Below are 19523 nucleotides of genomic sequence, written 5' to 3'. Positions count from 1 at the left end.
GGGCCGCCCCAGCCCCCGTCGCCCCCCGTCAGCCCGGGCCCTTGCCGGCTTTGTCCGCCGTCGGCCCCGTACGGCCGCTGCGCTCCCCCGCCCGGTTCACGCCCGGCCGCGGATGCCCAGCCATCCCACGACCGCCGCCGCCGCCAGCGCCACCGCGGTCAGCGCGAAGGCGTGGCCCGCGCCCTGGAAGCCGCCGTCCGCGCCGGTCAGTACGGCGCCCATGCCGGCGATGCCGACCAGCGAGCCCACCTGGCGGTTGGCGTTCAGTGTGGCGCTGCCGATGTCGGCGTGCTCGCGGCCCGCGGCCTCCATCAGGACGCCGGTCATCGCCGGGGAGGCGACCCCGCTGCCGATGTTGGTGACGGCCAGCACCACCGCGATCACCGCGTACGGCAGGCCCGGTGCGAGGAGCAGGAACAGCAGCGCGTAGCCCGCGGCGGAGAGCGCCAGGGAGGCGGCGAGCGCGGCCCGGTTGCCGATGCGCTGCCCGATCCGGGCGTAGAGCATGTTGCCGACCGGGATGACCAGCACCGCCGGGAGCATCTGGAGACCGGCCGTCACCGGGCTCGCGCCGCGCGCGTTCTGGAGGAAGAGGCCGAGCACGAACAGCGCCCCGTAGAAGGCGAAGTTGAAGAGGAAGCCGACCACGTTGGCGGCGGAGAACCGGCTGTCCGCGAAGAGCGCGACCGGCAGGATCGGCGTACCGGTGGTCCGTTCGCGGACCAGGAATCCGGCGGCGGCGAGCACGGCCAGCGCCAGCGCTCCCAGGACGTCCGGCGCGGCCCAGCCCTCGGCGGGCCCCTCGATGAGCGCGTAGCTGAGCGCCCCGAGGGCCAGCAGGCCCAGGACGTGGCCGGTGCCGCCGAGCGCCGAGCGGCGGGCCGGGACCGCGGCGATGACCCGGCGGGTGAGGAGCAGGCCCGCGATGCCGATGGGGAGGTTGACCAGGAAGATGCTGCGCCAGCCGAGCGTGCCCACGAGGAGGCCGCCGATGGTCGGCGCGAGGCCGACGGACGTGGAGACGATCGCGGACCAGATCCCGAGGACTTTCGTCCGGCGGGCCGGCTCCGGGAAGGCGTTCATCAGCAGCGACAGCGAGCTGGGCATGAAGAGCGCGGCGCCCGCCCCCTGGGCGAAGCGGGCCGCCACCAGGACACCGCCGTCCGGCGCGGCGGCGCCCAGCAGCGACGCGGCGGTGAACACGGCCAGGCCGACGAGGTAGATCCGCCGGGCGCCGAACCGCTTGGCCAGCGAGCCGGCGAGCAGCAGCAGTGCGGCGAAGGCGAGGACATAGCCGTCGACGACCCAGGTCAGCCCGGACATGGTGAGCCCAAGCCGGGCCCGCAGGTCGTTGGCGGCGACGTTCATGATGCCGGTGTCCAGGCTGGCCATCACGAACCCGAGGGCCAGGACGAGGAGTTGGATGCCGCCGCGGGATGTCGCGGGGCGGGTCTGCTGCGGGCTCGCCGTGGTACGCGGCCCCGTTTCGGTGATCATGTATTTAGTTAAAGCTGTAGCCATCCAGCCGGGCAATGGTTACAGCTATAACTTTATCGAACGTATACAGAAGCCCCCGGGTCACACCCGGGGGCCTGTAGGGCCGGACGCGGAACGGACGGGCCGGGGACCCCGGGGTCCGGCCATGGACCATCGGGCGGGCTCCAGGGACTGCCCGATGAGCCACCGATGGGCCGGGCTCCAGGCCGTTTCTGATGGCTCTTGGTCTGCTGCCGGTTGATCGATTGGCTTGGCGCGGGGCGCCTCATGAGGCGCCGGTTGCCTCGCCAGGCGCATCCGTTTCCGGGCGGGAGACGGCTTCAAGAGCCGTCAGAAGCGCCCTGGTTGCCCTCGCCCCGTCCCAGCGCCCGCAGCAGTTCGTCGCGGAGCGCCGCCCGCTCCTCGTGGGAGAGATGGTCCAGCGGCGACTCCGTGCCCATCCGCCGCAGCAGGTCCAGCCGCAACTCCCGCCCCGCCTCGGTCAGTACGAGCTGTTTGGCCCGCCCGTCCAGGGGGTGCGGCTGCCGCACGACCATGCCCTGCTTCTCCAGCTTGGAGATCACGTAGGTGACGTTCGGCGGCTCGCAGCACAGCACGCCCGCCAGCTCCCGCGCGGTCTTCGGCTCGCCCAGTTCCTCCAGCGCCTTCGCCTGCGTCGGCGTCAGGTCCAGCTCGGCGATCCGGCTGCGCTGGTGGGCGTCCAGGCGGCGGCCCAGCTCGGTGACGAGCCCCCGGATCTCCCGGAACCCACACCCCGCCGCCGCGGTCGACTTCGCTTCAGTGGTCACCCCTGAAGCGTACGTCTCCGGCGCGGAAACGAGCGGGGACGGCCGTCCCCGCAGGGCAGCCGTCCCCTCCGGGCGTCCGGTCAGGGCCTCGGGCTCAGCGCCCCGGCCGGACCACCAGGTCCTTGATCTCGGCGTCCCGCGGCAGATCGATCGCCGCGAGGATCGCCGTCGCGACCGACTCCGGGTCGATCCAGCGGGACGGGTCGTACTCCTTGCCCTCCTGGCGGTGGGTGCTCTCCTGCATGGGCGTCGCCGTACGCCCCGGGTAGACCGAGGTCACCCGCACGCCGTTGCCGTGCTCCTCCGCCCGCAGCGAGTCGGCCAACGCCTTGAGGCCGTGCTTGCTCGCCGCGTACGCGCTCCAGTTGGCGTGCGCGTCGAGCCCGGCACCGGAGTTGACGAAGACGACGTCGCCCTTGGCCATCCGCACCAGCGGCAGCAGCAGCCGGGTGAGCTCGGCGGGCGCGACCAGGTTGGCGGCGAGCTGGCGCTGCCACGCCTTGGCCGGCAGGTCACCGACCGCGCCCAGCTCGATGACGCCCGCGATGTGCTGGAGCGAGTCGATGCGGTCCGGCAGCGGCTGCTGCCCGAGGGCGAAGGACAGCTTCTCGGGGTTGGCGAGGTCGCCGACGATCGCGTGCGCCCCGGGGAACTGCTCGGCCAGCTCCTTCGCCCGTACGGCGTCCCGCGCCAGCAGCCACAGCTCCTCGCCGCGCTCCAGCAGCCGCCGTGCGACCGCCGCTCCGATGCCCGACCCTGCGCCCGTGATCAAGTGCGTACCCATGGGGCCGATCCTAACGAGGGCGCGGCCCGTACGGAGTACGTACCGGGTCACGCCCCGGCGCCGGCCCGCTGCTCCAGGTAGGCCAGCGCGGCGGCCCCGTCCTCCGCGAAGAACACCAGGTCGGCGAGGGGGATCGGCAGGAACCGTTCCGCCTCCATCCGCTGGAACTGCTCCTTCAACCCGTCATAGAAACCGGCGGTGTTGAGCAGGACGACCGGCTTGCGGTGCATCCCGTGCTTGCGCAGCTCCAGGATCTCGGTGGCCTCGTCCAGGGTGCCCGTACCGCCCACCATGACGACGACGGCATCGGCGCGCGCCAGCAACTGCGCCTTCCGTTCGGCGAGATCCTTGGTGACGACCATCTCATCCGCGCCGGCCCGCGCCTTGTGCGCCAGGAACTCCACGGAGACGCCGATCAGCCTCCCGCCGGCCTCCTGCACGCCGTCGGCCATGACCTTCATCAGCCCGGTGTCCGAACCGCCCCAGACCAGGGCATGTCCGCCCTTGCCGATCATTTTGGCGAACTCCCGGGCAGGAGCGACATAACGGTCGTCGAGGTCGGCGGCGGAGCAGAAGACGCAGATGTTCATGCCGTCACCCTACGGGGGCGGGGCGCGCCGCCCCGCCCACCGGGAACGGACGTGCCCCGCGCCCGGAGCGGGCGCGGGGCATCCGTGGAGCGGTACCGCAGGATCAGATCAGGCCCTGGTCCAGCATGGCGTCCGCGACCCGCTCGAAGCCGGCGATGTTCGCGCCCGCCACGTAGTCGCCGGGCAGCCCGAACCGTTCGGCGGTCTGGTAACAGGTGTCGTGGATCCCCCGCATGATCGCGGCCAGTTCGCCCTCCGTGCGCGCGAACGGCCACGCCTCGCGGGAGGAGTTCTGCCGCATCTCCAGCGCGCTGGTCGCCACCCCGCCCGCGTTGGCGGCCTTGCCCGGACCGAAGGCCACACCGGCCTCCTTGAGGAGCGCCACGGCCTCCGGGGTGGTCGGCATGTTGGCGCCCTCGGAGACGGCCTTGACGCCGTTGCGGACCAGGATCCGGGCGGCGTCGGCGTCCAGCTCGTTCTGCGTGGCCGACGGCAGCGCCACGTCACAGGCGACGTCCCAGACGCGACCGCCCTCGACGTACTTGGCGGAGACCCCGCGGCGCTCCGCGTAGTCGGCGACCCGGCCGCGCTCGACCTCCTTGATCTGCTTGAGCAGCGCCAGGTCGATGCCCTTCTCGTCGACGACATAGCCGCCGGAGTCCGAGACGGTCAGGACGTGGGCGCCGAGCGCCTGGGCCTTCTCGATGGTGTAGATCGCGACATTGCCGGAGCCGGAGACCGCCACCTGCTGCCCGTCGAGCTCCTCGCCGCGCTGCTTGAGCATCTCCTCGGTGAAGAGCACATTGCCGTAGCCGGTGGCCTCCGTACGGGCCTTGGAGCCGCCCCATTCCAGGCCCTTGCCGGTGAGGACCCCGGCCTCCCAGCGGTTGGTGATGCGGCGGTACTGGCCGAAGAGGTAGCCGATCTCCCGGCCGCCGACGCCGATGTCGCCGGCCGGCACGTCCGTGTGCTCGCCGAGGTGGCGGTGCAGCTCGGTCATGAACGACTGGCAGAAGCGCATGACTTCGGCGTCCGACCTGCCGTGCGGGTCGAAGTCGCTGCCGCCCTTGCCGCCGCCGATGTTCAGGCCGGTCAGCGCGTTCTTGAAGATCTGCTCGAAGCCGAGGAACTTCACGATCCCCAGATTCACCGACGAGTGGAAGCGGAGCCCGCCCTTGTACGGGCCGAGGGCGCTGTTGAACTCCACCCGGAAGCCGCGGTTGACCCGGATCGTCCCGGAATCGTCCTGCCACGGCACCCGGAACATGATCTGCCGCTCCGGCTCGCAGATCCGCTCCAGGATCTTCGCGTCGACGAACTCCGGACGGGCCGCCAGCACCGGCGCCAGCGTCTCCAGGACTTCGAGGGCGGCCTGGTGGAACTCGGGCTCGCCGGGATTCCGACGGACCAGCTCGGCGTGCAGCGATGCCGTCCCCGCGGCGCGCGCGCCGGACCTGGCCTCAGCGTGAACAGTCGACATGACGTGCGTTCCCTTCGTGGCCGACGAAGACCGCGTGCCTCCGGATCACCGTTGAACCGTCGGCGCGGGGCCTCTGACGTCCCGTCGCACCGCCGACCTTATTGGCCGCGGGCCCGCCCATCGACCGCAGGGTGCCCGACACGCCATTCCTGCATGAGGTTTCCCCAACTCCTTCGCCCGATAAGGCCCGATACCTTCCGCCGTTCCGTGGACGAGCGATGGATGGGGTAGGAGGGATGGACGGGGTGTGGGGGATGAACGGGGCCGACTCCGCCCTCACTCCTCTCGGCATCGCTTCTCCCGGCATCGCTGCTCTCGGCATGACTGTTCCTGGCATCCCTGCCGCCCAGGGCTTCGACGACCCCCGTGCGCCGGAGTCCTGGGCGGCCGGAGCGGACGCGCTCAGTCCGCCACGGCGACGGGCTCGGCCGCCCCGGTCCCGGCGGCTCCGCTCCCGGCGGCCCCGGCGCGGCGCACCGCCTCGGCGCCCTCGACCTCGGCCGTGACCATCTGCTCCAGGGGGTGAGCGCCGAGGGCGCCCGCCACCACCATGGCCAGCAGGACGGCCACGATGGCCAGCACCGTGCCCAGCCAGACCATGACGTGCACCGGCAGGGCGTAGGCGCCGATCACCCTGAGGACGCACTCGGCCAGCAGCACGCTCCCCCAGATCAGCGAGAACCGCCGCTCCGCCCGCCGGAAGGGCTCCGAGGCCGCCAGCAGCCGGTCCCAGGCGGCCTCTCCGGCCGGACTGCCCTTCGTCACCCAGGGCTTGAGGCCGGCGGTCATCAACGGCCGCTTCGTCCGTAGGGAGAGCAGGATCGCCACGCCGACGACGCTGCTGACGCCGCTGTCCTTGGCCATCATCAGCCGCGGATCGCCCGCCACCGTGCTCAGCGCCAGCCCCGCCGCGTTGACGAGCAGGATCAGCACCGCGAGGCCGTTGACGCTCCGGCTGCGGACCAGCCCCCAGACCGTGCGGAGCGCCGGGACCACACTGCTCCATCCCAGAGCGGCCACATCGCCCATCCCGGCGCCACTGCTGAGGGCGTAATACAGGCCCAACGGGATCCCGGCGTCCAGGATCAGCGGCCCGAACGCCGCCAGCAGCTGGTTCCCGGCAGGCTGTTGACCACCGGGCCGCCCGCGGCCGGACACCTCGCCGGACGCGGTGGCGGACGGGTCGGCAGCGGGCTGGTACTGAGACATGACGGACTCCCCCGAGCTGGACTGTGAACTGCGGCTGTGCGCCGTTCCTTGCAGCATCAGCTTCGGGCAGCGCGCCGCCCCGCGGCAGGCTCAACTGTCACCGGAACGCTGTGACATTTGTCAGTGCGCGGCGATCGCCCGCCGCTGCCGGACGCGCATCGAGGCGGGTCGGGCGGACCGGGCAGATCGAGCGGACCGGTCGGACGGGGGCCGGTCAGCCCGGCTGTCCGGCCCCTGCCGCGGAACGGCGGTCGGTCGTGGCGATCGTCGCCGAGCCGACCACCCGGGTGCCGTCGTAGAGCACGATCGCCTGGCCGGGGGCGACACCGCGCACCGGCTCCGTGAAGGCGACCCGCAGCTCGGTGCCGTCGACGAGCTCCGCGGTCACCTCGGTCTCGCCGCCGTGCGCGCGAAGCTGGGCGGTGTACGTGGCGGGACCGGCCGTCGGGGGACGGCCGCACCAGCGGGGGCGGATGGCGGTCAGGGCGGTGACGTCGAGGGAGGCGGCGGGGCCGACGGTGACCGTGTTGTCCACCGGGGAGATGTCGAGGACGTAGCGGGGCTTGCCGTCGGGGGCCGGACGGCCGATGCGCAGGCCCTTGCGCTGGCCGATGGTGAAGCCGTACGCGCCCTCGTGCGTGCCGACGACCGTGCCGGACTCGTCGACGATGTCGCCCTCGGCCGTGCCCAGGCGCTTGGCCAGGAAGCCCTGGGTGTCGCCGTCGGCGATGAAGCAGATGTCGTGGCTGTCGGGCTTCTTGGCGACGAACAGGCCGCGGTGGGCGGCCTCTTCGCGGATCTCCGCCTTGGTGGTGCGGGTGTCGCCCAGGGGGAACATCGCGTGCGCCAGCTGGCGGTCGTCGAGGACGCCGAGGACGTAGGACTGGTCCTTGGCCATGTCGGAGGCGCGGTGCAGCTCGCGGCTGCCGTCCTCGCGCAGCACGACCGTGGCGTAGTGGCCGGTGCACACCGCGTCGAAGCCCAGGGCGAGGGCCTTGTCCAGGAGGGCGGCGAACTTGATCTTCTCGTTGCAGCGGAGGCACGGATTCGGGGTGCGCCCGGCCTCGTACTCGGCGAAGAAGTCCTCGACGACGTCCTCGCGGAAGCGCTCGGCGAGGTCCCAGACGTAGAAGGGGATGCCGATCACGTCGGCGGCGCGCCGGGCGTCGTGGGAGTCCTCGATCGTGCAGCAGCCGCGGGCGCCGGTGCGGAAGGACTTCGGGTTCTCGGACAGCGCGAGATGGACGCCGGTCACGTCGTGGCCCGCCTCGGCGGCGCGGGCCGCGGCGACGGCGGAGTCGACACCGCCGGACATGGCGGCGAGTACGCGGAGGCGGCGGGGAGCGGCGGCATCAGTCATAGCCACTCCAGAGTAGACGGAACCGGAGAGCGGCCGGACAGCGTTGTGCAGGGCATGGGGGAGACGGACGGGAAGCAGGGCGGGAAGCGGGACGGGCGGCAGGCCGGGGACGGGGCCGGGGAGCAGGCCGGAGACGGTGCCACTGAGCAGTTCGGAGGCGAGGCGGACGGCTCCGGGGACCGGGCCGGGGAGCGGTCCGGCGACCGGGTTCGCCGGCGGTCCGGGCTCACCCGGCGGCGGGCCCTGCTGATCGGCGGCGGCGCCGTGGTGGCCGCGGGGGCGGCGGCGGTCGCCGCCCGGGAGGAGCTGGCGCACTGGTGGTGGCGGCTGCCGGGGAACGGCAAGCCGCGCAAGGAGGGGGAGGTCGACTTCCGCGGCGCCGAGTGGGCGGCGGCGTCCCCGGCGAACTACCGGCAGGCGAACCGCCCCGACGACTACCCGATCGACCGCGTGGTGATCCATGTCGTCCAGGGCAGCTTCGCGACCGCGCTGAAGGTCTTCCGGGATCCGTTCCACGAGGCGTCGGCGCACTACGTCGTCCGCGGGGACGGGCACATCGCGCAGGCGGTCCGGGAGCTGGACGTGGCGTTCCACGCCGGGAACCGCGGCTACAACGAGCGCAGCGTCGGGATCGAGCACGAGGGCTATGTGGACCGGCCGGAGTCCTTCACCGACGCGCTGTACGCCGCATCGGCGCGGCTGACGGCCGGGGTCTGCCGGCGGTACGGCTTCCCCGCCGACCGGGAGCACGTCATCGGCCATGTCGAGGTGCCGGGCACGGACCATACGGACCCCGGCCCCCACTGGGACTGGGACCGCTACCTGCGGCTGGTGAACGCCGAGCTGCGCACACCGCCCGCGAAGAGCGCGTGAACCGCGCTCCGGGTCACCGAGGCCGGGCGCCGCGGCCTCTCCGCCCCGCCCCATCGGACCGCTCCCTGACCCATCGGACCGGCCCTAGCTGAGCCCCGCGCCCCGTGCCCGTTCCACCACCGGGCCGATGGCCTCCGCCAGGGCCGCGACGTCCTGGGCGGTGGAGGTGTGCCCCAGCGAGAAGCGCAGGGTGCCGCGGGCGAGGTCCTGGGACATGCCGGTGGCGAGGAGCACATGGCTGGGCTGGGCGACGCCCGCGGTGCAGGCCGACCCGGTGGAGCAGGCGATGCCCCGGGCGTCCAGGAGGAGGAGCAGGGAGTCGCCCTCGCAGCCGGGGAAGGTGAAGTGCGCGTTGGCGGGGAGCCGGCCGGCCGGGTCGGGGTCGCCGCCCAGGATCGCGTCGGGGGCGGCGGCCCGCACCGCCTCGATCAGGTCGTCGCGGAGCGCGCCGATCCCGCGGGCGAACTCCTCCCGGTGCGCGACCGCGTGCCGGCCGGCGGCGGCGAACGCGGCGATGGCCGGGGTGTCGAGGGTGCCGGAGCGGACGTGCCGCTCCTGGCCGCCGCCGTGCAGGACGGGCACCGGGGCGTAGGCGCGGCCCAGCAGCAGCGCGCCGATGCCGTACGGGCCGCCGATCTTGTGGCCGGAGACGGTCATCGCGGCCAACCCGGAGGCGGCGAAGTCGACGTCCAGCTGGCCCACCGCCTGCACCGCGTCGGCGTGCAGCGGGACCTCGAACTCCCTTGCCACCTCGGCCAGTTCGCGGACCGGCTGGACGGTGCCGATCTCGTTGTTGGCCCACATGACGGTGGCCAGCGCGACATCGGCGGGGTTGCGGGCGATGGCCTCGCGCAGCGCGTCGGCGTGCACCCGGCCGTGGCGGTCGACCGGCAGCCAGTCGACGGTGGCGCCCTCGTGCTCGCCGAGCCATTCGACGGCGTCCAGGACGGCGTGGTGCTCGACGGGACTGACGAGGACCCGGGTACGGGCCGGGTCGGCTGCCCTGCGGGACCAGTAAAGCCCCTTGACCGCAAGGTTGTCGGCCTCGGTGCCGCCCGCCGTGAAGACGACTTCGCTGGGACGCGCACCCAGTGAGGCGGCGAGCGATTCCCGCGCCTCTTCGACGGTGCGCCGGGCCCGCCGGCCGGCGGCGTGCAGGGAGGACGCGTTGCCGGTGACGGTCAGCTGGGCGGTCATCGCCTGGACCGCCTCCGGAAGCATCGGAGTGGTGGCGGCGTGGTCGAGGTAAACCATGGTGAGCCCGATTCTACGAGGCCGCCCCCGGCGCACGCCCCGCGCGGGGGCGCATTCCCCACGGCGCACGCCGCTGCACGCCTTGGTGCCGACTCGCACGCGCCGAACACCGGGCCCGGCAGGCGGCCGGCACCGTCCACGGCGTGCCCCATGACGAAGCACGCGCCCGTCTCGGCCTGGAGCGCGAGTGAGCTGCCACCTCATCCGGGACGAGCCCGCGCCGGACGCGGCCGCCCTCCCCCTCAAGGACGACCCCGAGGGCTGACGCCAACTCTTCGCCTCCGTCGACCTGTTGGCCGGGCACCCGCACCGCGAAGGATCGATCCCCTACAGCTCACCGGACCTGCACCGTATCCACGGCGGCAGATACCGCACCCGCTACGAGATCCACGACTCCACAGTGACGATCGCCGTCCTCCCTGCCGGCCGGGCGGGCCGACCTCGGGCCCCTCGACACCCTCGTAAGGAATGTCTAGCCTGACACTCATGACGCAGTGGCTTCTGGACCGTACGTTCCGCAGCACGTCGGGCGAGGTGCGCTGGGCCGTTCTCGGGGCGGGCGGCGGGGACGCGCCGCCGGTGGTACTGCTGCACGGGACGCCGTTCTCGTCGTTCGTATGGCGGGGGATCGCGCGGGCGCTGGCCGGGCGGCGGCAGGTCTATGTATGGGACATGCCGGGGTACGGGGCGTCGGAGATGCGGGCCGGGCAGGATGTGTCGCTCGCGGCGCAGGCAGTGGTGTTCGGGGAGCTGCTGGAGCACTGGGGCATGACCGCCCCGGGCGGCCAACCGGCCGTGGTGGCGCATGACTTCGGGGGGTGTGTCGCGCTGCGGGCGCACCTGCTGCACGGGGCGCGGTACGAGCGGCTGGCGCTGGTCGACCCGGTGGCGCTGGCCCCTTGGGGGTCGCCCGCGTACCGGCTGCTGGGGGCGCACGCCGAGGTGTTCGGGCAGCTGCCGCCGGAGCTCCACCGGGCGCTGGCGCGGGAGTACGTCTCCTCCGCGAGCCGCGCCGGGCTGCGCCCGGACGTGCTGGACCGGCTGGTCGAGCCGTGGTGCACGGAGGCGGGCCGGCCGGCGTTCTACCGGCAGATCGCGCAGAACGACCAGCGGTCCACGGACGAGGTGGCCGGGCGGTACGGGGAGATCGCGGTGCCGGTGCTGGTCTGCTGGGGCGCCGACGACGCGTGGATCCCGGTCGCCAAGGGGCACGAGCTGGCCTCCCGTATCCCCGGGGCCCGGCTGCGGGTGATCGAGGGGGCGGGCCATCTGGTCCACGAGGACGCGCCGGCCGAACTGGCGGTGGCCCTGCGGGAGTTCCTCGGACCGCCCCCGGTCGGCCCGGTGGGCGGCGCGCGCTAGCCGACCAGCACCGTGCGGGCCAGCTGGCGGGACTGGGCGACGAGGCGGTCCGCGGAGTCCCAGACCTCGGCGTCCTCCTCCAGGAAGCCGCCGGCCAGATTGCGGGTGGTGATGGCGACCCGCAGCGGGCCGGGGGCCGGGCGGTGGCGTATGTGGGCGGTCAGTTCGACGGTGGGGACCCAGCCGATCAGGCCCATGTCGAAGGCGGTGGGCGGCAGGGCGTCGACCGTCAGAAGCAGCGAGAGCGGGTCGGGGTCGCGGCCGTCGGCGAGGCCGAACCAGGCGCGCATCTCGCCCTTGCCCGAGGGGGCGCCGACCGCCCAGCCCGCGGTGGCCGGGTCGAGGCGGAGGTCGAGCCGGCCGGCGATCGCGGTGCTGCCGGGGATGGCCGGGCGCTCACCCGGGGCGCTCTCGGCACCCAGGCAGTGCTCGTACGGCGGGATGGCCGGGGGCTTGGCGGTGGTGCGGACGTCGTCGGGCAGGGCGGCGAGGTCCCCGTACGCGGCGAGCACGCGCAGCCGCTCGACCTCGGCGCCGTCCTCGTCGAACTGCACGAGGGCGGCGGTCCCGGTGGAGAGCGTACGGCCGGTGCGGACCACTTCGGTGCGGATCACGGCGGGGCCGGGGACGGAGGCCGTGAGGTAGTGCGCGGTGACCGTGAGCGGGTCGGGGTGCGGGAGGGCGTCGCCCAGGGCCCGGCCCATGAGGGCGAGGAGGTAGCCGCCGTTGACCGCGTTGATGATCGTCCAGCCCGCGGAGAGGTGGGTGTCGTAGGCGCCGGTGGCGCGTCGGATGACCGCCGTATCGCGGTCGAACTCACTGTTTCCTACGGTCGCCGTTGCCATGGCGGCACCGTACACCGGTTTATTACCGACCGGTAGTGTCAATTTCAAGGACCGGCTGTGGACCTCGGGCGGGCCGTCGGCGTCCACCTACCGAACACCCTCGGACCCGCGCATTCCGCGGCTGTAATGATGGCGGCATGCTTCACGTGCTCTACCTGATAGGCGTCGCGGCCTTCGCGGCGAGCGGTGTGCTGGCCGCCTACCGCGCCAACATGGATCCGTTCGGCGGCCTGGTGCTGGCGTTCGCCGCGTCCATCTCGGGCGGCACGCTGCGCGATCTGATCCTGGACCGGCGGCCCCTGTACTGGACGCACGACTGGGTACTGCTCACGGTGATCATCTGCGTCGGTGTCGGCACCGTGGTCTATCTGCGGTTCTGGTCGCTGCCGCGGAAGTCCCTGCTCGTCGTGGACGCGATCGGGCTGTCCGTCGTCACGGTGATCGGGGCGCGCGCGGCGATCACGGCGGGGGCCACCCCGCTCGCCGTGATCATCCTGGCGGTGCTGACCGGAGTGGCCGGCGAGGTCATCCGGGACGTGCTGTGCGGGGAGTTCCCGCCGCTGCTGCTGCGCGAGGACGTCTACGCCATAGCGGCGCTGGCCGGCGGCTGCTGCTATCTCCTGCTGCACCACCTCGGGGTCGGGGCCACCCCCGCCGCGGCGGTCTCGGCGGGGGTGGTGTTCGCGCTGCGGATGGGCGCGGTCTACCTCGGGCTGCATCTGCCCCGGCCGCAGCAGCTGCGCGCACGGGGGGCCGAGAAGGAGCCCGAGCCCGAGGAGGGCGCGTAGCCGCGCGGCTGCACGACCGGGTGGGCGGTCAGTTCCCCGGCAGGGCCGGCCGGCCCGGGGTGTCGAGCCAGGTGTGGAACAGGTCGCCCAGCCGCTGACCGGAGACCTTCTCGGCGAGCGCGATGAACTGGGCGGTGTCCGCGTTTCCGTAGCGGTGCTGCGCGGTCCAGGTGGGCAGCAGCTTGAAGAACGCCTTGTCACCGATGCGTTCGCGCAGCGCCTGGAGCGTCATCGCGCCCCGCTCGTAGACCGCGTCGGAGAACATGGTGTCCCGCTGCGGGTCGGAGACCTTGATCTTCCACAAGGGGTCGTTCGCGGGCAGGGAGTTGTACGCCTTGCGGAAGGCGTCATGGGCGGTCGTGGTGCCGCGGTGCTCGGCCCACAGCCACTGGGCGTACGTGGCGAAGCCCTCGTTGAGCCAGATGTCCTTCCACTGCTTGACCGAGACCGAGTCGCCGAACCACTGGTGGGCCAGCTCGTGGACGATGGTGGTCTCGTTGCGCACCGCCGAGTAGACCGGCTTGGACTGCACCTCCAGGGAGAAGCCGGCCTCCGGCATGTCGTCGACGACCGCGCCGGTCTCCTCGAAGGGGTAGGGACCGAATATCTTGGACCAGTAGTCGGTGGCCTCCGAGGTGATGCCGTAGACGTCGACCTTGCCGGTGGGGAGGGTCGGGTCGGTGGCGACGTAGATCGGGGTGCCGCCGGGGGTGGTGCCGGTCCGGACGTCGAACTTGCCGATGGTGGCGGTCGCCAGGTACGTCGCCATCGGGCGGCTCTCGCGCCAGTGGGACCAGGAGCGGCCGTGCGACTCGCCGGAGCTGATGAGCCGCCCGTTGGAGACGCCGGTCAGGCCCTTCGGGGCGTCGATGCGGATGTCGTAGGTGGCCTTCTCGCTGGGGTGGTCGCTGGAGGGGAACCACGTCGAGGCCGCGTTCGGCTCGCAGGCGACGAAGACGCCGGTCTTGGTCTTCATCCAGCCGTACTTGGAGCCGAAGACGATCGGGCCGCTGAGCGGCTGCGGGACGCCGTGGTAGACGACGGTGACGGCGAAGCGGGCGCTGCGGGAGAGCGGGGCGTCGGGGCGGATGACGATCTTGTCGCCGGTCCGGTGGAAGTGGGCCCGGTGGCCGTTCACCCGGATCGAGTCGACGGTCAGCTTCTGGAGGTCCAGGTCGAACGTCGAGAGGTTCTGGGTGGCTCTGGCGGTCAGCGTGGTCCGGCCGTCGAGCCGGCCGGAGTCGGGGTGGTAGCTGACGCCGAGATCGTAGTGGAGGGGGGTGAAGCCGCCGTTGCCCATCTTGGGGAAGTAGGGGTCACCGACCCCGGGGGCGCCGGGGGTGGCGCCGGGGGCGGCGGCGACGGTGGCGGCCGAGGCCACCGCGGTCGCCAGGGCGAGCCAGCGGGAGGTGCGACGCGCAGAGCGGGAGAGTGCCATGAGCCGTCCCTTCAGCACACGGATGCGATGAGAACAAACGCGCCAACTCTGCACACTTCCACGGGACTTCACCAGCAACTTTACCAAGTCATCAGCACTTACTGATCTGTTGCCACATTACCGGCCGAACTTTCGGTCATCGTGGCCGAGTCGGGACCTTCGCCCTCGGGATGGTGGCACGCCACCCGGTGCCCGGTCCGCAGCTCGACCAGCGGCGGCTCGGTGGTGGTGCACTCCTCCGTCGCCTTCCAGCAGCGGGTGCGGAACCGGCAGCCGGTGGGCGGGTCGATCGGCGAGGGGACATCGCCCTTCAGCAGGATCCGGTCGCGTTCGGTGCGCCGTTTGGGGTCGGGCACCGGGACCGCGGACAGCAGCGCCTTGGTGTACGGGTGCCGCGGCGACGCGTAGAGGGATGCGCGGTCGGCGAGTTCGACGATCTTGCCGAGGTACATCACCGCGATCCGGTCCGAGACGTGCCGGATGACCGAGAGGTCGTGGGCGATGATGACGTAGGTCAGGCCCAGCTCCTCCTGGAGGTCGTCCATGAGGTTGACGACCTGGGCCTGGATGGAGACGTCCAGGGCCGAGACCGGCTCGTCGGCGACCACCAGCTTCGGCTTGAGGGCCAGCGCCCGGGCGATCCCGATGCGCTGCCGCTGGCCGCCGGAGAACTCGTGCGGATAGCGGTTGTAGTGCTCCGGGCTCAGGCCCACCAGCTCCAGCAGCCGCTGCACCTCCTTCTTCACCCCGCCCTCGGGCTCGACGCCCTGGAGGCGGAACGGGGTGGAGACGATGCCGCCGATGGTGTGCCGCGGGTTCAGCGAACCGTACGGGTCCTGGAAGATCATCTGGACGTCGCGGCGCAGCGGCCGGAGCCGCCCCGGGGACAGATGGGTGATGTCCCGGCCCTCGAACTCGATGGAGCCGCCGGTCGGTTCGTCGAGCCGGGTGATCAGCCGGCCCATCGTCGACTTGCCGCAGCCGGACTCGCCGACGACGCCGAGCGTCTCCCCCGGCAGCACGTCGAAGTCGATGCCGTCGACGGCCTGGACGGCGCCGACCCGGCGCTTGAGGAGCCCCTTGGTGATCGGGAAGTGCCGGACCAGGCCGCGTACCCTCAGCAGCGGCCCGTCCTGCGTCGCGTTCTCGGTCGTCTGAGTCGTCTCGTTCGTCTCGGTCGTCTCGTTCGTCTCGGTCACAGCTTCGGCGCAATCTCTTCGGTCCAGATACGCTCCCGCTCCTCCTGCGCCATGTGGCAGGCGGAGAAGTGCCCGCCGGCGACCTGACGCAGTTCGGGGCGCACGGTGCGGGTGACGTCGCCCTCGGGGATGTCCGCGTACGGGCAACGGGGGTTGAAGGCACAGCCGGACGGCACGTTGATCAGGCTGGGCGGCGAGCCCTTGACGGGGATCAGCCGGTCCGTCTGGTCGCGGTCGATCCGCGGCATGGAGCCGAGCAGACCCCAGGTGTAGGGGTGCTGCGGGGTCGAGAAGACCTTCTCCGACGGGCCGCGCTCCACGCACCGGCCGCCGTACATCACCAGCAGGTCGTCGGCGAGTTCGGCCACCACGCCCAGGTCGTGGGTGATGATGATGACCGCCGAGCCGAACTCCTTCTGGAGATCGCGGATCAGGTCCAGGATCTGCGCCTGGACGGTGACGTCCAGGGCGGTGGTCGGCTCGTCGGCGATCAGCAGCTCGGGGTTGTTGACCAGCGCCATGGCGATCATGGCGCGCTGCCGCATCCCGCCGGAGAACTGGTGCGGATGGTCGTCGACGCGCTTGTCCGGCTGCGGGATGCCGACCCGGTCGAGCATCTCGACGGCCCGCTTGCGCGCGGTCCTCCGGTCGACGTCGTGGTGGACGCGGTACGCCTCCACGATCTGGCTGCCGACCGTGTAGAAGGGGTGCAGCGCGGACAGCGGGTCCTGGAAGATCATTGCCATCTCGCGGCCCCGCAGCCGGCGCACCTCGTCCGGGTCGGCGCCGACCAGTTCCCTGCCGCCCAGCCAGATCTCGCCGGACATCCGGACCTTGCTGCGCTGCCGCCGGGAGGCACGGTGCAGCCCCATGACGGCGAGCGAGGTCACGGACTTGCCGGAGCCGGACTCGCCGACGATGCCGAGCGTCCTGCCCTTCTCCAGGCTGAAGGTCAGGCCGTCGACGGACTTGACGAGGCCGTCGTCGGTGGGGAAGTGCACCTTCAGATCGCGGACTTCGAGGAAGGCGGAAGGCGGCCCGGCGGCGGGCCCGGCGGCGGGCTCGGGCTTCGCGGCCTGCTCCGCCTGCGTGGCTTCCTCTGCCTTCCCGGCCTCCTCGGCCTCCCCGACCGTCCCGTTCTCGTTCTCGTTCTCGTTCTCGGAAGCGTCGGTCACGTGAGCCTCACCCGCGGGTCGACGGCGGCGTACAGTACGTCCACCACCAGGTTGCAAATGACGATGAAGAACGCGGCGAGCAGGGTGACGCCGAGGATGTTCGGCAGGTCGTTGGCGTTGATCGAGTCGACCGCGAAGGCGCCGACTCCCTTGAGCGAGAAGACCTGTTCGGTGATCAGCGCACCGCCCAGCAGCAGCCCCAGGTCCATGCCGAGGACGGTGATGATCGGGGTGAGCGCGGCCCGGAGCCCGTGCCGCAGGACCACCTTGCGCTCCCGCAGGCCCTTGGCTCGGGCGGTGCGGATGTAGTCCTCGCTCAGCGTCTCCAGCATGCCCGCCCGGGTGAGCCGGGCGTAGAGCGCGGAGTAGAGGAAGGCCAGGGTGACCCACGGCAGGACCAGCGTCCGGGCCCACAGGAACGGGTCCTGGAGCAGCGGGACGTAGTCGCTGCGCTCGAAGATCGGCCACTGGTAGGTGAACAGGGCCAGCGCCAGCGCGCCGGTGAAGAACATCGGGAGCGAGACGCCGGCCAGCGCCACGCCCATGGCCAACCGGTCGAAGAACGAGCCGGGGCGGAGCGCGGAGAGCACGCCGGTGGCGACGCCGGAGACCAGCCACAGCACCGCGGCACCGGCGGCCAGCGACACCGTCACCGGGAGCCGGGACTGGATTTCCGGCCAGACCTCGATATGCGTCTTGAAGGAGTAACCGAAGCACGGCACATGGCACTTGGCCGCGTCCGGTCCGAATTTGTAGTCGACGCCGACGAAGATGCCCTTGAGGAATTCCCAGTACTGCTCGTACACCGGCTTGTCCAGCCCGAGGTTCTTCTTCACCGCGGCGATGTCCGCGGTAGTGGGGGCCTTTCCGATGTACTGCTGGGCAAGCTGGTCGGTGCTCTGCCCGGCCAGTTTCGGCAGCAGGAAGAAGATGCCGAAAGTGACCGCGCTGACGATCAGCAGCAGGATCACTGCGCTGATCAACCTGCGGATGATGTACGAGAACACGGGGATGCGGCGCCGGTGCCGCGGGCCGGGAGCGACCGGCCCGCGGACACCAATGCCTTCACCTGCCTTCCAGGGCTGCTACTTCTTGACGCCGATGTTGAGGTAGTCGTACTCACCGCTGAAGGCCGAGGTGGACACCAGGTTGGTGGCCTTGGGCGAGCGGTACATCAGGACCTTGAAGTAGGTCAGCGGGACGATCGCGGCCTGCTCCATCGCCTTTTTGTCGATATCGGCGTACGCCTTCTCGCGGGCGCCCTTGTCGGTGTTGGCGATGGCGCTGTTGAGCAGGTTGTTGATCTCCGGATCGTCCAGCTCGGACAGGTTGGAGTTGCCGGACTGGCTGATCGCCTTGCCGTTGAGGATCTGCTGGAGGTAGCCGTAGCCGGTCGGGAAGTCGGCGCCCCACTGCATCATGATCAGGCCGACGTTGTTGGACTTGTTGAACGCCGGGACACCGGCGTAGTCCGAGAAGTACTTGCTGGTCGGGTACGACTGGATCTTGGCGTTGATGCCGATCTTCTTCAGCGAGCCGATGACCGAGGTGGCGGCGTCGACCTCGTCCTGGCGGTCGTTGCGGGCCAGGATCGTGGTGCTGACGTTGCCCGCACCGCACTTGGCCCAGTGCTTCTTGGCCTCGGTCAGGTCCAGGTTGTCGCCGCTGTACTTCTGCGGGTACAGGTCGTACTTCTGGTAGCCGGCGATGTCCGTCGGCAGGACCGTGGAGGCGATCTCACCGCGGATCGGGCCGCCGAGCGCGGTCTGCACCGCCTTCTTGTCGATGGCGTACTCGACGGCCTTGCGGCACTCGACGTTGTCGAACGGCGCGACCTTGGTGTTGAGCGCCGTGTAGACGAGGCGCTGGCCGAGCGCGTTGTCGGTGCTGGCCTTGAGCTTCGGGTCGGTCAGCAGCTGGGCCTGGGTCTGGCCGTCGACGCCGCGGCCGGCCATGTCGACCAGGGTGTTGCCGGACTGGAGGTCCTTGTCGATGGTCGACTGGGCGACCTTCAGGTTGAGCACGATCTTGTCCGGCAGCTGCTTGCGCAGCGGGTCGGTCCGCGCCGACCAGTTCGGATTGCGGACCAGGGTGAGCTGCTTGCCCTCCTGGTAGTTCTCGAACTTGTACGAGCCGGTGGAGACCACGCTCTTGGTGTAGTCCGCGCCCTTGTCCTTGGCCTGCGGGACCGGGGCGGTCTGCGGGGCGCTCACCAGGTAGTCGAACTCGGCGAACGGCTGCTTGAGGTGGAAGACGATGGTCTGCGGGTCAGGGGTCTCGATGGACTTGAGCCCGTCCTTGCTCTTGTCCTTGTAAGGCCCCTTGTAGCCGCCGTCGTTGTCCTGGAGGAACTGCTGGAAGTAGTTCGGCCCCAGCGAGAGGATGTCGCGCGCGAAGTTGCTGCGCTCCACGGCGTACTTCACGTCCTGGGAGGTGACCGTCGTGCCGTCCTCGTACTTGACGCCCTTGCGGATCTTGTACGTCCAGGTCTTGCCGCCGTCGCTGGGCTTGCCCATCGACTCGGCGAGGTCCGGGGCCAGCTCCTCGCCCTTGGTGCCGGGGCCCGGCTTGAAGGTGGTGAGCGGGCGGGCGTAGAGGCGGCTGAAGTTGTAGACGAAGGCGTAGTAGGTGTTGCCCGGGTCGAAGGACTCGGGGGCGTCGCTCATCGCGTAGGTGACCGTGCCCCCCTTCGCGTCCGAGGCGTTGACGACGCTCGTGGTGGCGGCGTTGGCCTCGGCCGAGCTGTCCGAGGAGCCCTTTCCGCTACAGCCGGCCAGCAAAAGGCCCGCACTGGTGAGAGCCGCGACAGCCGCGACCGGAACTGACCTTCGCATAATGGTCGGTATCCCCTTCGTTCGTGGTGAAACGTCCTTACGAAACG

17 protein-coding genes are annotated in these 19523 nt (G+C 71.4%); 3 read left to right on the top strand and 14 right to left on the bottom strand.

The window, feature by feature from the left end; all coding sequences use genetic code 11:
• Positions 1-96 precede the first annotated feature (96 nt).
• From IEZ17_RS02570 to mnmA, 7 genes are all read right to left on the bottom strand, one after another.
• The gene (locus IEZ17_RS02570) at positions 97-1497 is read right to left on the bottom strand and encodes an MFS transporter (RefSeq protein WP_189295852.1); all 1401 of its coding nucleotides are present in this window, start codon (positions 1495-1497) and stop codon (positions 97-99) included.
• 320 nt (positions 1498-1817) lie between these two features.
• Positions 1818-2285, bottom strand: a complete 468-nt coding sequence (locus tag IEZ17_RS02565; protein ID WP_373299714.1) for a MarR family winged helix-turn-helix transcriptional regulator — start codon at positions 2283-2285, stop codon at positions 1818-1820.
• Positions 2286-2379: 94 nt separating this feature from the next.
• Positions 2380-3069, bottom strand: a complete 690-nt coding sequence (locus IEZ17_RS02560; RefSeq protein WP_189295850.1) for an SDR family oxidoreductase — start codon at positions 3067-3069, stop codon at positions 2380-2382.
• Between the two features lie 47 nt (positions 3070-3116).
• Entirely contained in the window at positions 3117-3659 is a 543-nt protein-coding gene (locus tag IEZ17_RS02555; RefSeq protein WP_189295848.1) for an LOG family protein, read from the bottom strand.
• Positions 3660-3762: 103 nt separating this feature from the next.
• Entirely contained in the window at positions 3763-5139 is a 1377-nt protein-coding gene (gdhA, locus tag IEZ17_RS02550) for an NADP-specific glutamate dehydrogenase (RefSeq protein WP_189295846.1), read from the bottom strand.
• A gap of 402 nt (positions 5140-5541) precedes the next feature.
• Positions 5542-6348, bottom strand: coding sequence for a VC0807 family protein (locus tag IEZ17_RS02545; RefSeq protein ID WP_229851702.1), 807 nt, complete (start codon positions 6346-6348; stop codon positions 5542-5544).
• 214 nt (positions 6349-6562) lie between these two features.
• A complete protein-coding gene (gene mnmA / locus IEZ17_RS02540; protein ID WP_189295843.1) occupies positions 6563-7708 on the bottom strand; it encodes a tRNA 2-thiouridine(34) synthase MnmA in 1146 nt (381 codons plus the stop codon).
• Positions 7709-7762: 54 nt separating this feature from the next.
• On the opposite strand from mnmA, the gene IEZ17_RS02535 reads away from it, so the two are divergent.
• Positions 7763-8581, top strand: a complete 819-nt coding sequence (locus IEZ17_RS02535; protein ID WP_189295841.1) for an N-acetylmuramoyl-L-alanine amidase — start codon at positions 7763-7765, stop codon at positions 8579-8581.
• A gap of 84 nt (positions 8582-8665) precedes the next feature.
• On the opposite strand, the gene IEZ17_RS02530 is transcribed toward IEZ17_RS02535, so the two are convergent.
• Entirely contained in the window at positions 8666-9835 is a 1170-nt protein-coding gene (locus tag IEZ17_RS02530; RefSeq protein WP_189295839.1) for a cysteine desulfurase family protein, read from the bottom strand.
• Between the two features lie 486 nt (positions 9836-10321).
• On the opposite strand from IEZ17_RS02530, the gene IEZ17_RS02525 reads away from it, so the two are divergent.
• Positions 10322-11197 carry an alpha/beta fold hydrolase gene (locus IEZ17_RS02525; protein ID WP_189295837.1) on the top strand — a complete coding sequence of 292 codons (876 nt, stop codon included), beginning with the start codon at positions 10322-10324 and terminating at the stop codon, positions 11195-11197.
• Here the strand turns inward: IEZ17_RS02525 and IEZ17_RS02520 are convergent.
• On the bottom strand, positions 11194-12042 hold the full coding sequence (locus IEZ17_RS02520) for a thioesterase family protein (RefSeq protein WP_189295835.1): 849 nt from the start codon (positions 12040-12042) through the stop codon (positions 11194-11196). The two genes, IEZ17_RS02525 and IEZ17_RS02520, sit on opposite strands and share 4 nt — an antisense overlap.
• A 137-nt stretch (positions 12043-12179) precedes the next feature.
• Here IEZ17_RS02520 and IEZ17_RS02515 point away from each other — a divergent pair, with 137 nt between their 5' ends.
• Entirely contained in the window at positions 12180-12830 is a 651-nt protein-coding gene (locus IEZ17_RS02515; RefSeq protein ID WP_189295833.1) for a trimeric intracellular cation channel family protein, read from the top strand.
• Positions 12831-12858: 28 nt separating this feature from the next.
• Here IEZ17_RS02515 and IEZ17_RS02510 read toward each other — a convergent pair whose 3' ends face one another.
• The 5 genes from IEZ17_RS02510 to IEZ17_RS02490 all read right to left on the bottom strand — a co-directional run bounded on the left by IEZ17_RS02510 (position 12859) and on the right by IEZ17_RS02490 (position 19476).
• Positions 12859-14268: a M1 family metallopeptidase gene (locus IEZ17_RS02510; protein ID WP_189295831.1), complete on the bottom strand. Its 1410-nt coding sequence runs from the start codon at positions 14266-14268 to the stop codon at positions 12859-12861.
• Positions 14269-14366: 98 nt separating this feature from the next.
• Positions 14367-15467 carry an ABC transporter ATP-binding protein gene (locus tag IEZ17_RS02505; RefSeq protein ID WP_189295829.1) on the bottom strand — a complete coding sequence of 367 codons (1101 nt, stop codon included), beginning with the start codon at positions 15465-15467 and terminating at the stop codon, positions 14367-14369.
• Positions 15464-16642, bottom strand: a complete 1179-nt coding sequence (locus IEZ17_RS02500) for an ABC transporter ATP-binding protein (protein ID WP_229851700.1) — start codon at positions 16640-16642, stop codon at positions 15464-15466. Before IEZ17_RS02500 ends, IEZ17_RS02505 begins: the two co-directional genes overlap by 4 nt.
• Positions 16639-17649 (bottom strand): ABC transporter permease, encoded by a 1011-nt coding sequence (locus IEZ17_RS02495; RefSeq protein ID WP_189295827.1) that lies wholly within the window; start codon positions 17647-17649, stop codon positions 16639-16641. The genes IEZ17_RS02500 and IEZ17_RS02495 overlap by 4 nt, the downstream gene beginning before the upstream one ends.
• 78 nt (positions 17650-17727) lie before the next feature.
• Positions 17728-19476, bottom strand: coding sequence for an ABC transporter substrate-binding protein (locus IEZ17_RS02490; RefSeq protein WP_189295825.1), 1749 nt, complete (start codon positions 19474-19476; stop codon positions 17728-17730).
• Positions 19477-19523 lie beyond the last annotated feature (47 nt).

This window comes from Streptomyces albospinus (genome assembly GCF_014648695.1).
In the GTDB taxonomy this organism is placed as follows: Bacteria; Actinomycetota; Actinomycetes; order Streptomycetales; family Streptomycetaceae; genus Streptomyces; species Streptomyces albospinus.
Note: the sequence above shows the minus strand (reverse complement) of the source record. Positions and strands in the feature narration are given on the sequence as shown.

Excerpts from the sequence above, each read along its gene's own strand:
- IEZ17_RS02570 (WP_189295852.1), bottom strand. The coding sequence starts at position 1,497 with ATGATCACCGAAACGGGGCCGCGTACCACGGCGAGCCCGCAGCAGACC.
- IEZ17_RS02560 (WP_189295850.1), bottom strand. The coding sequence starts at position 3,069 with ATGGGTACGCACTTGATCACGGGCGCAGGGTCGGGCATCGGAGCGGCG.
- IEZ17_RS02555 (WP_189295848.1), bottom strand. The coding sequence starts at position 3,659 with ATGAACATCTGCGTCTTCTGCTCCGCCGCCGACCTCGACGACCGTTAT.
- gdhA (WP_189295846.1), bottom strand. The coding sequence starts at position 5,139 with ATGTCGACTGTTCACGCTGAGGCCAGGTCCGGCGCGCGCGCCGCGGGG.
- IEZ17_RS02545 (WP_229851702.1), bottom strand. The coding sequence starts at position 6,348 with ATGTCTCAGTACCAGCCCGCTGCCGACCCGTCCGCCACCGCGTCCGGC.
- mnmA (WP_189295843.1), bottom strand. The coding sequence starts at position 7,708 with ATGACTGATGCCGCCGCTCCCCGCCGCCTCCGCGTACTCGCCGCCATG.
- IEZ17_RS02535 (WP_189295841.1), top strand. The coding sequence starts at position 7,763 with ATGGGGGAGACGGACGGGAAGCAGGGCGGGAAGCGGGACGGGCGGCAG.
- IEZ17_RS02530 (WP_189295839.1), bottom strand. The coding sequence starts at position 9,835 with ATGGTTTACCTCGACCACGCCGCCACCACTCCGATGCTTCCGGAGGCG.
- IEZ17_RS02525 (WP_189295837.1), top strand. The coding sequence starts at position 10,322 with ATGACGCAGTGGCTTCTGGACCGTACGTTCCGCAGCACGTCGGGCGAG.
- IEZ17_RS02520 (WP_189295835.1), bottom strand. The coding sequence starts at position 12,042 with ATGGCAACGGCGACCGTAGGAAACAGTGAGTTCGACCGCGATACGGCG.
- IEZ17_RS02515 (WP_189295833.1), top strand. The coding sequence starts at position 12,180 with ATGCTTCACGTGCTCTACCTGATAGGCGTCGCGGCCTTCGCGGCGAGC.
- IEZ17_RS02510 (WP_189295831.1), bottom strand. The coding sequence starts at position 14,268 with ATGGCACTCTCCCGCTCTGCGCGTCGCACCTCCCGCTGGCTCGCCCTG.
- IEZ17_RS02490 (WP_189295825.1), bottom strand. The coding sequence starts at position 19,476 with ATGCGAAGGTCAGTTCCGGTCGCGGCTGTCGCGGCTCTCACCAGTGCG.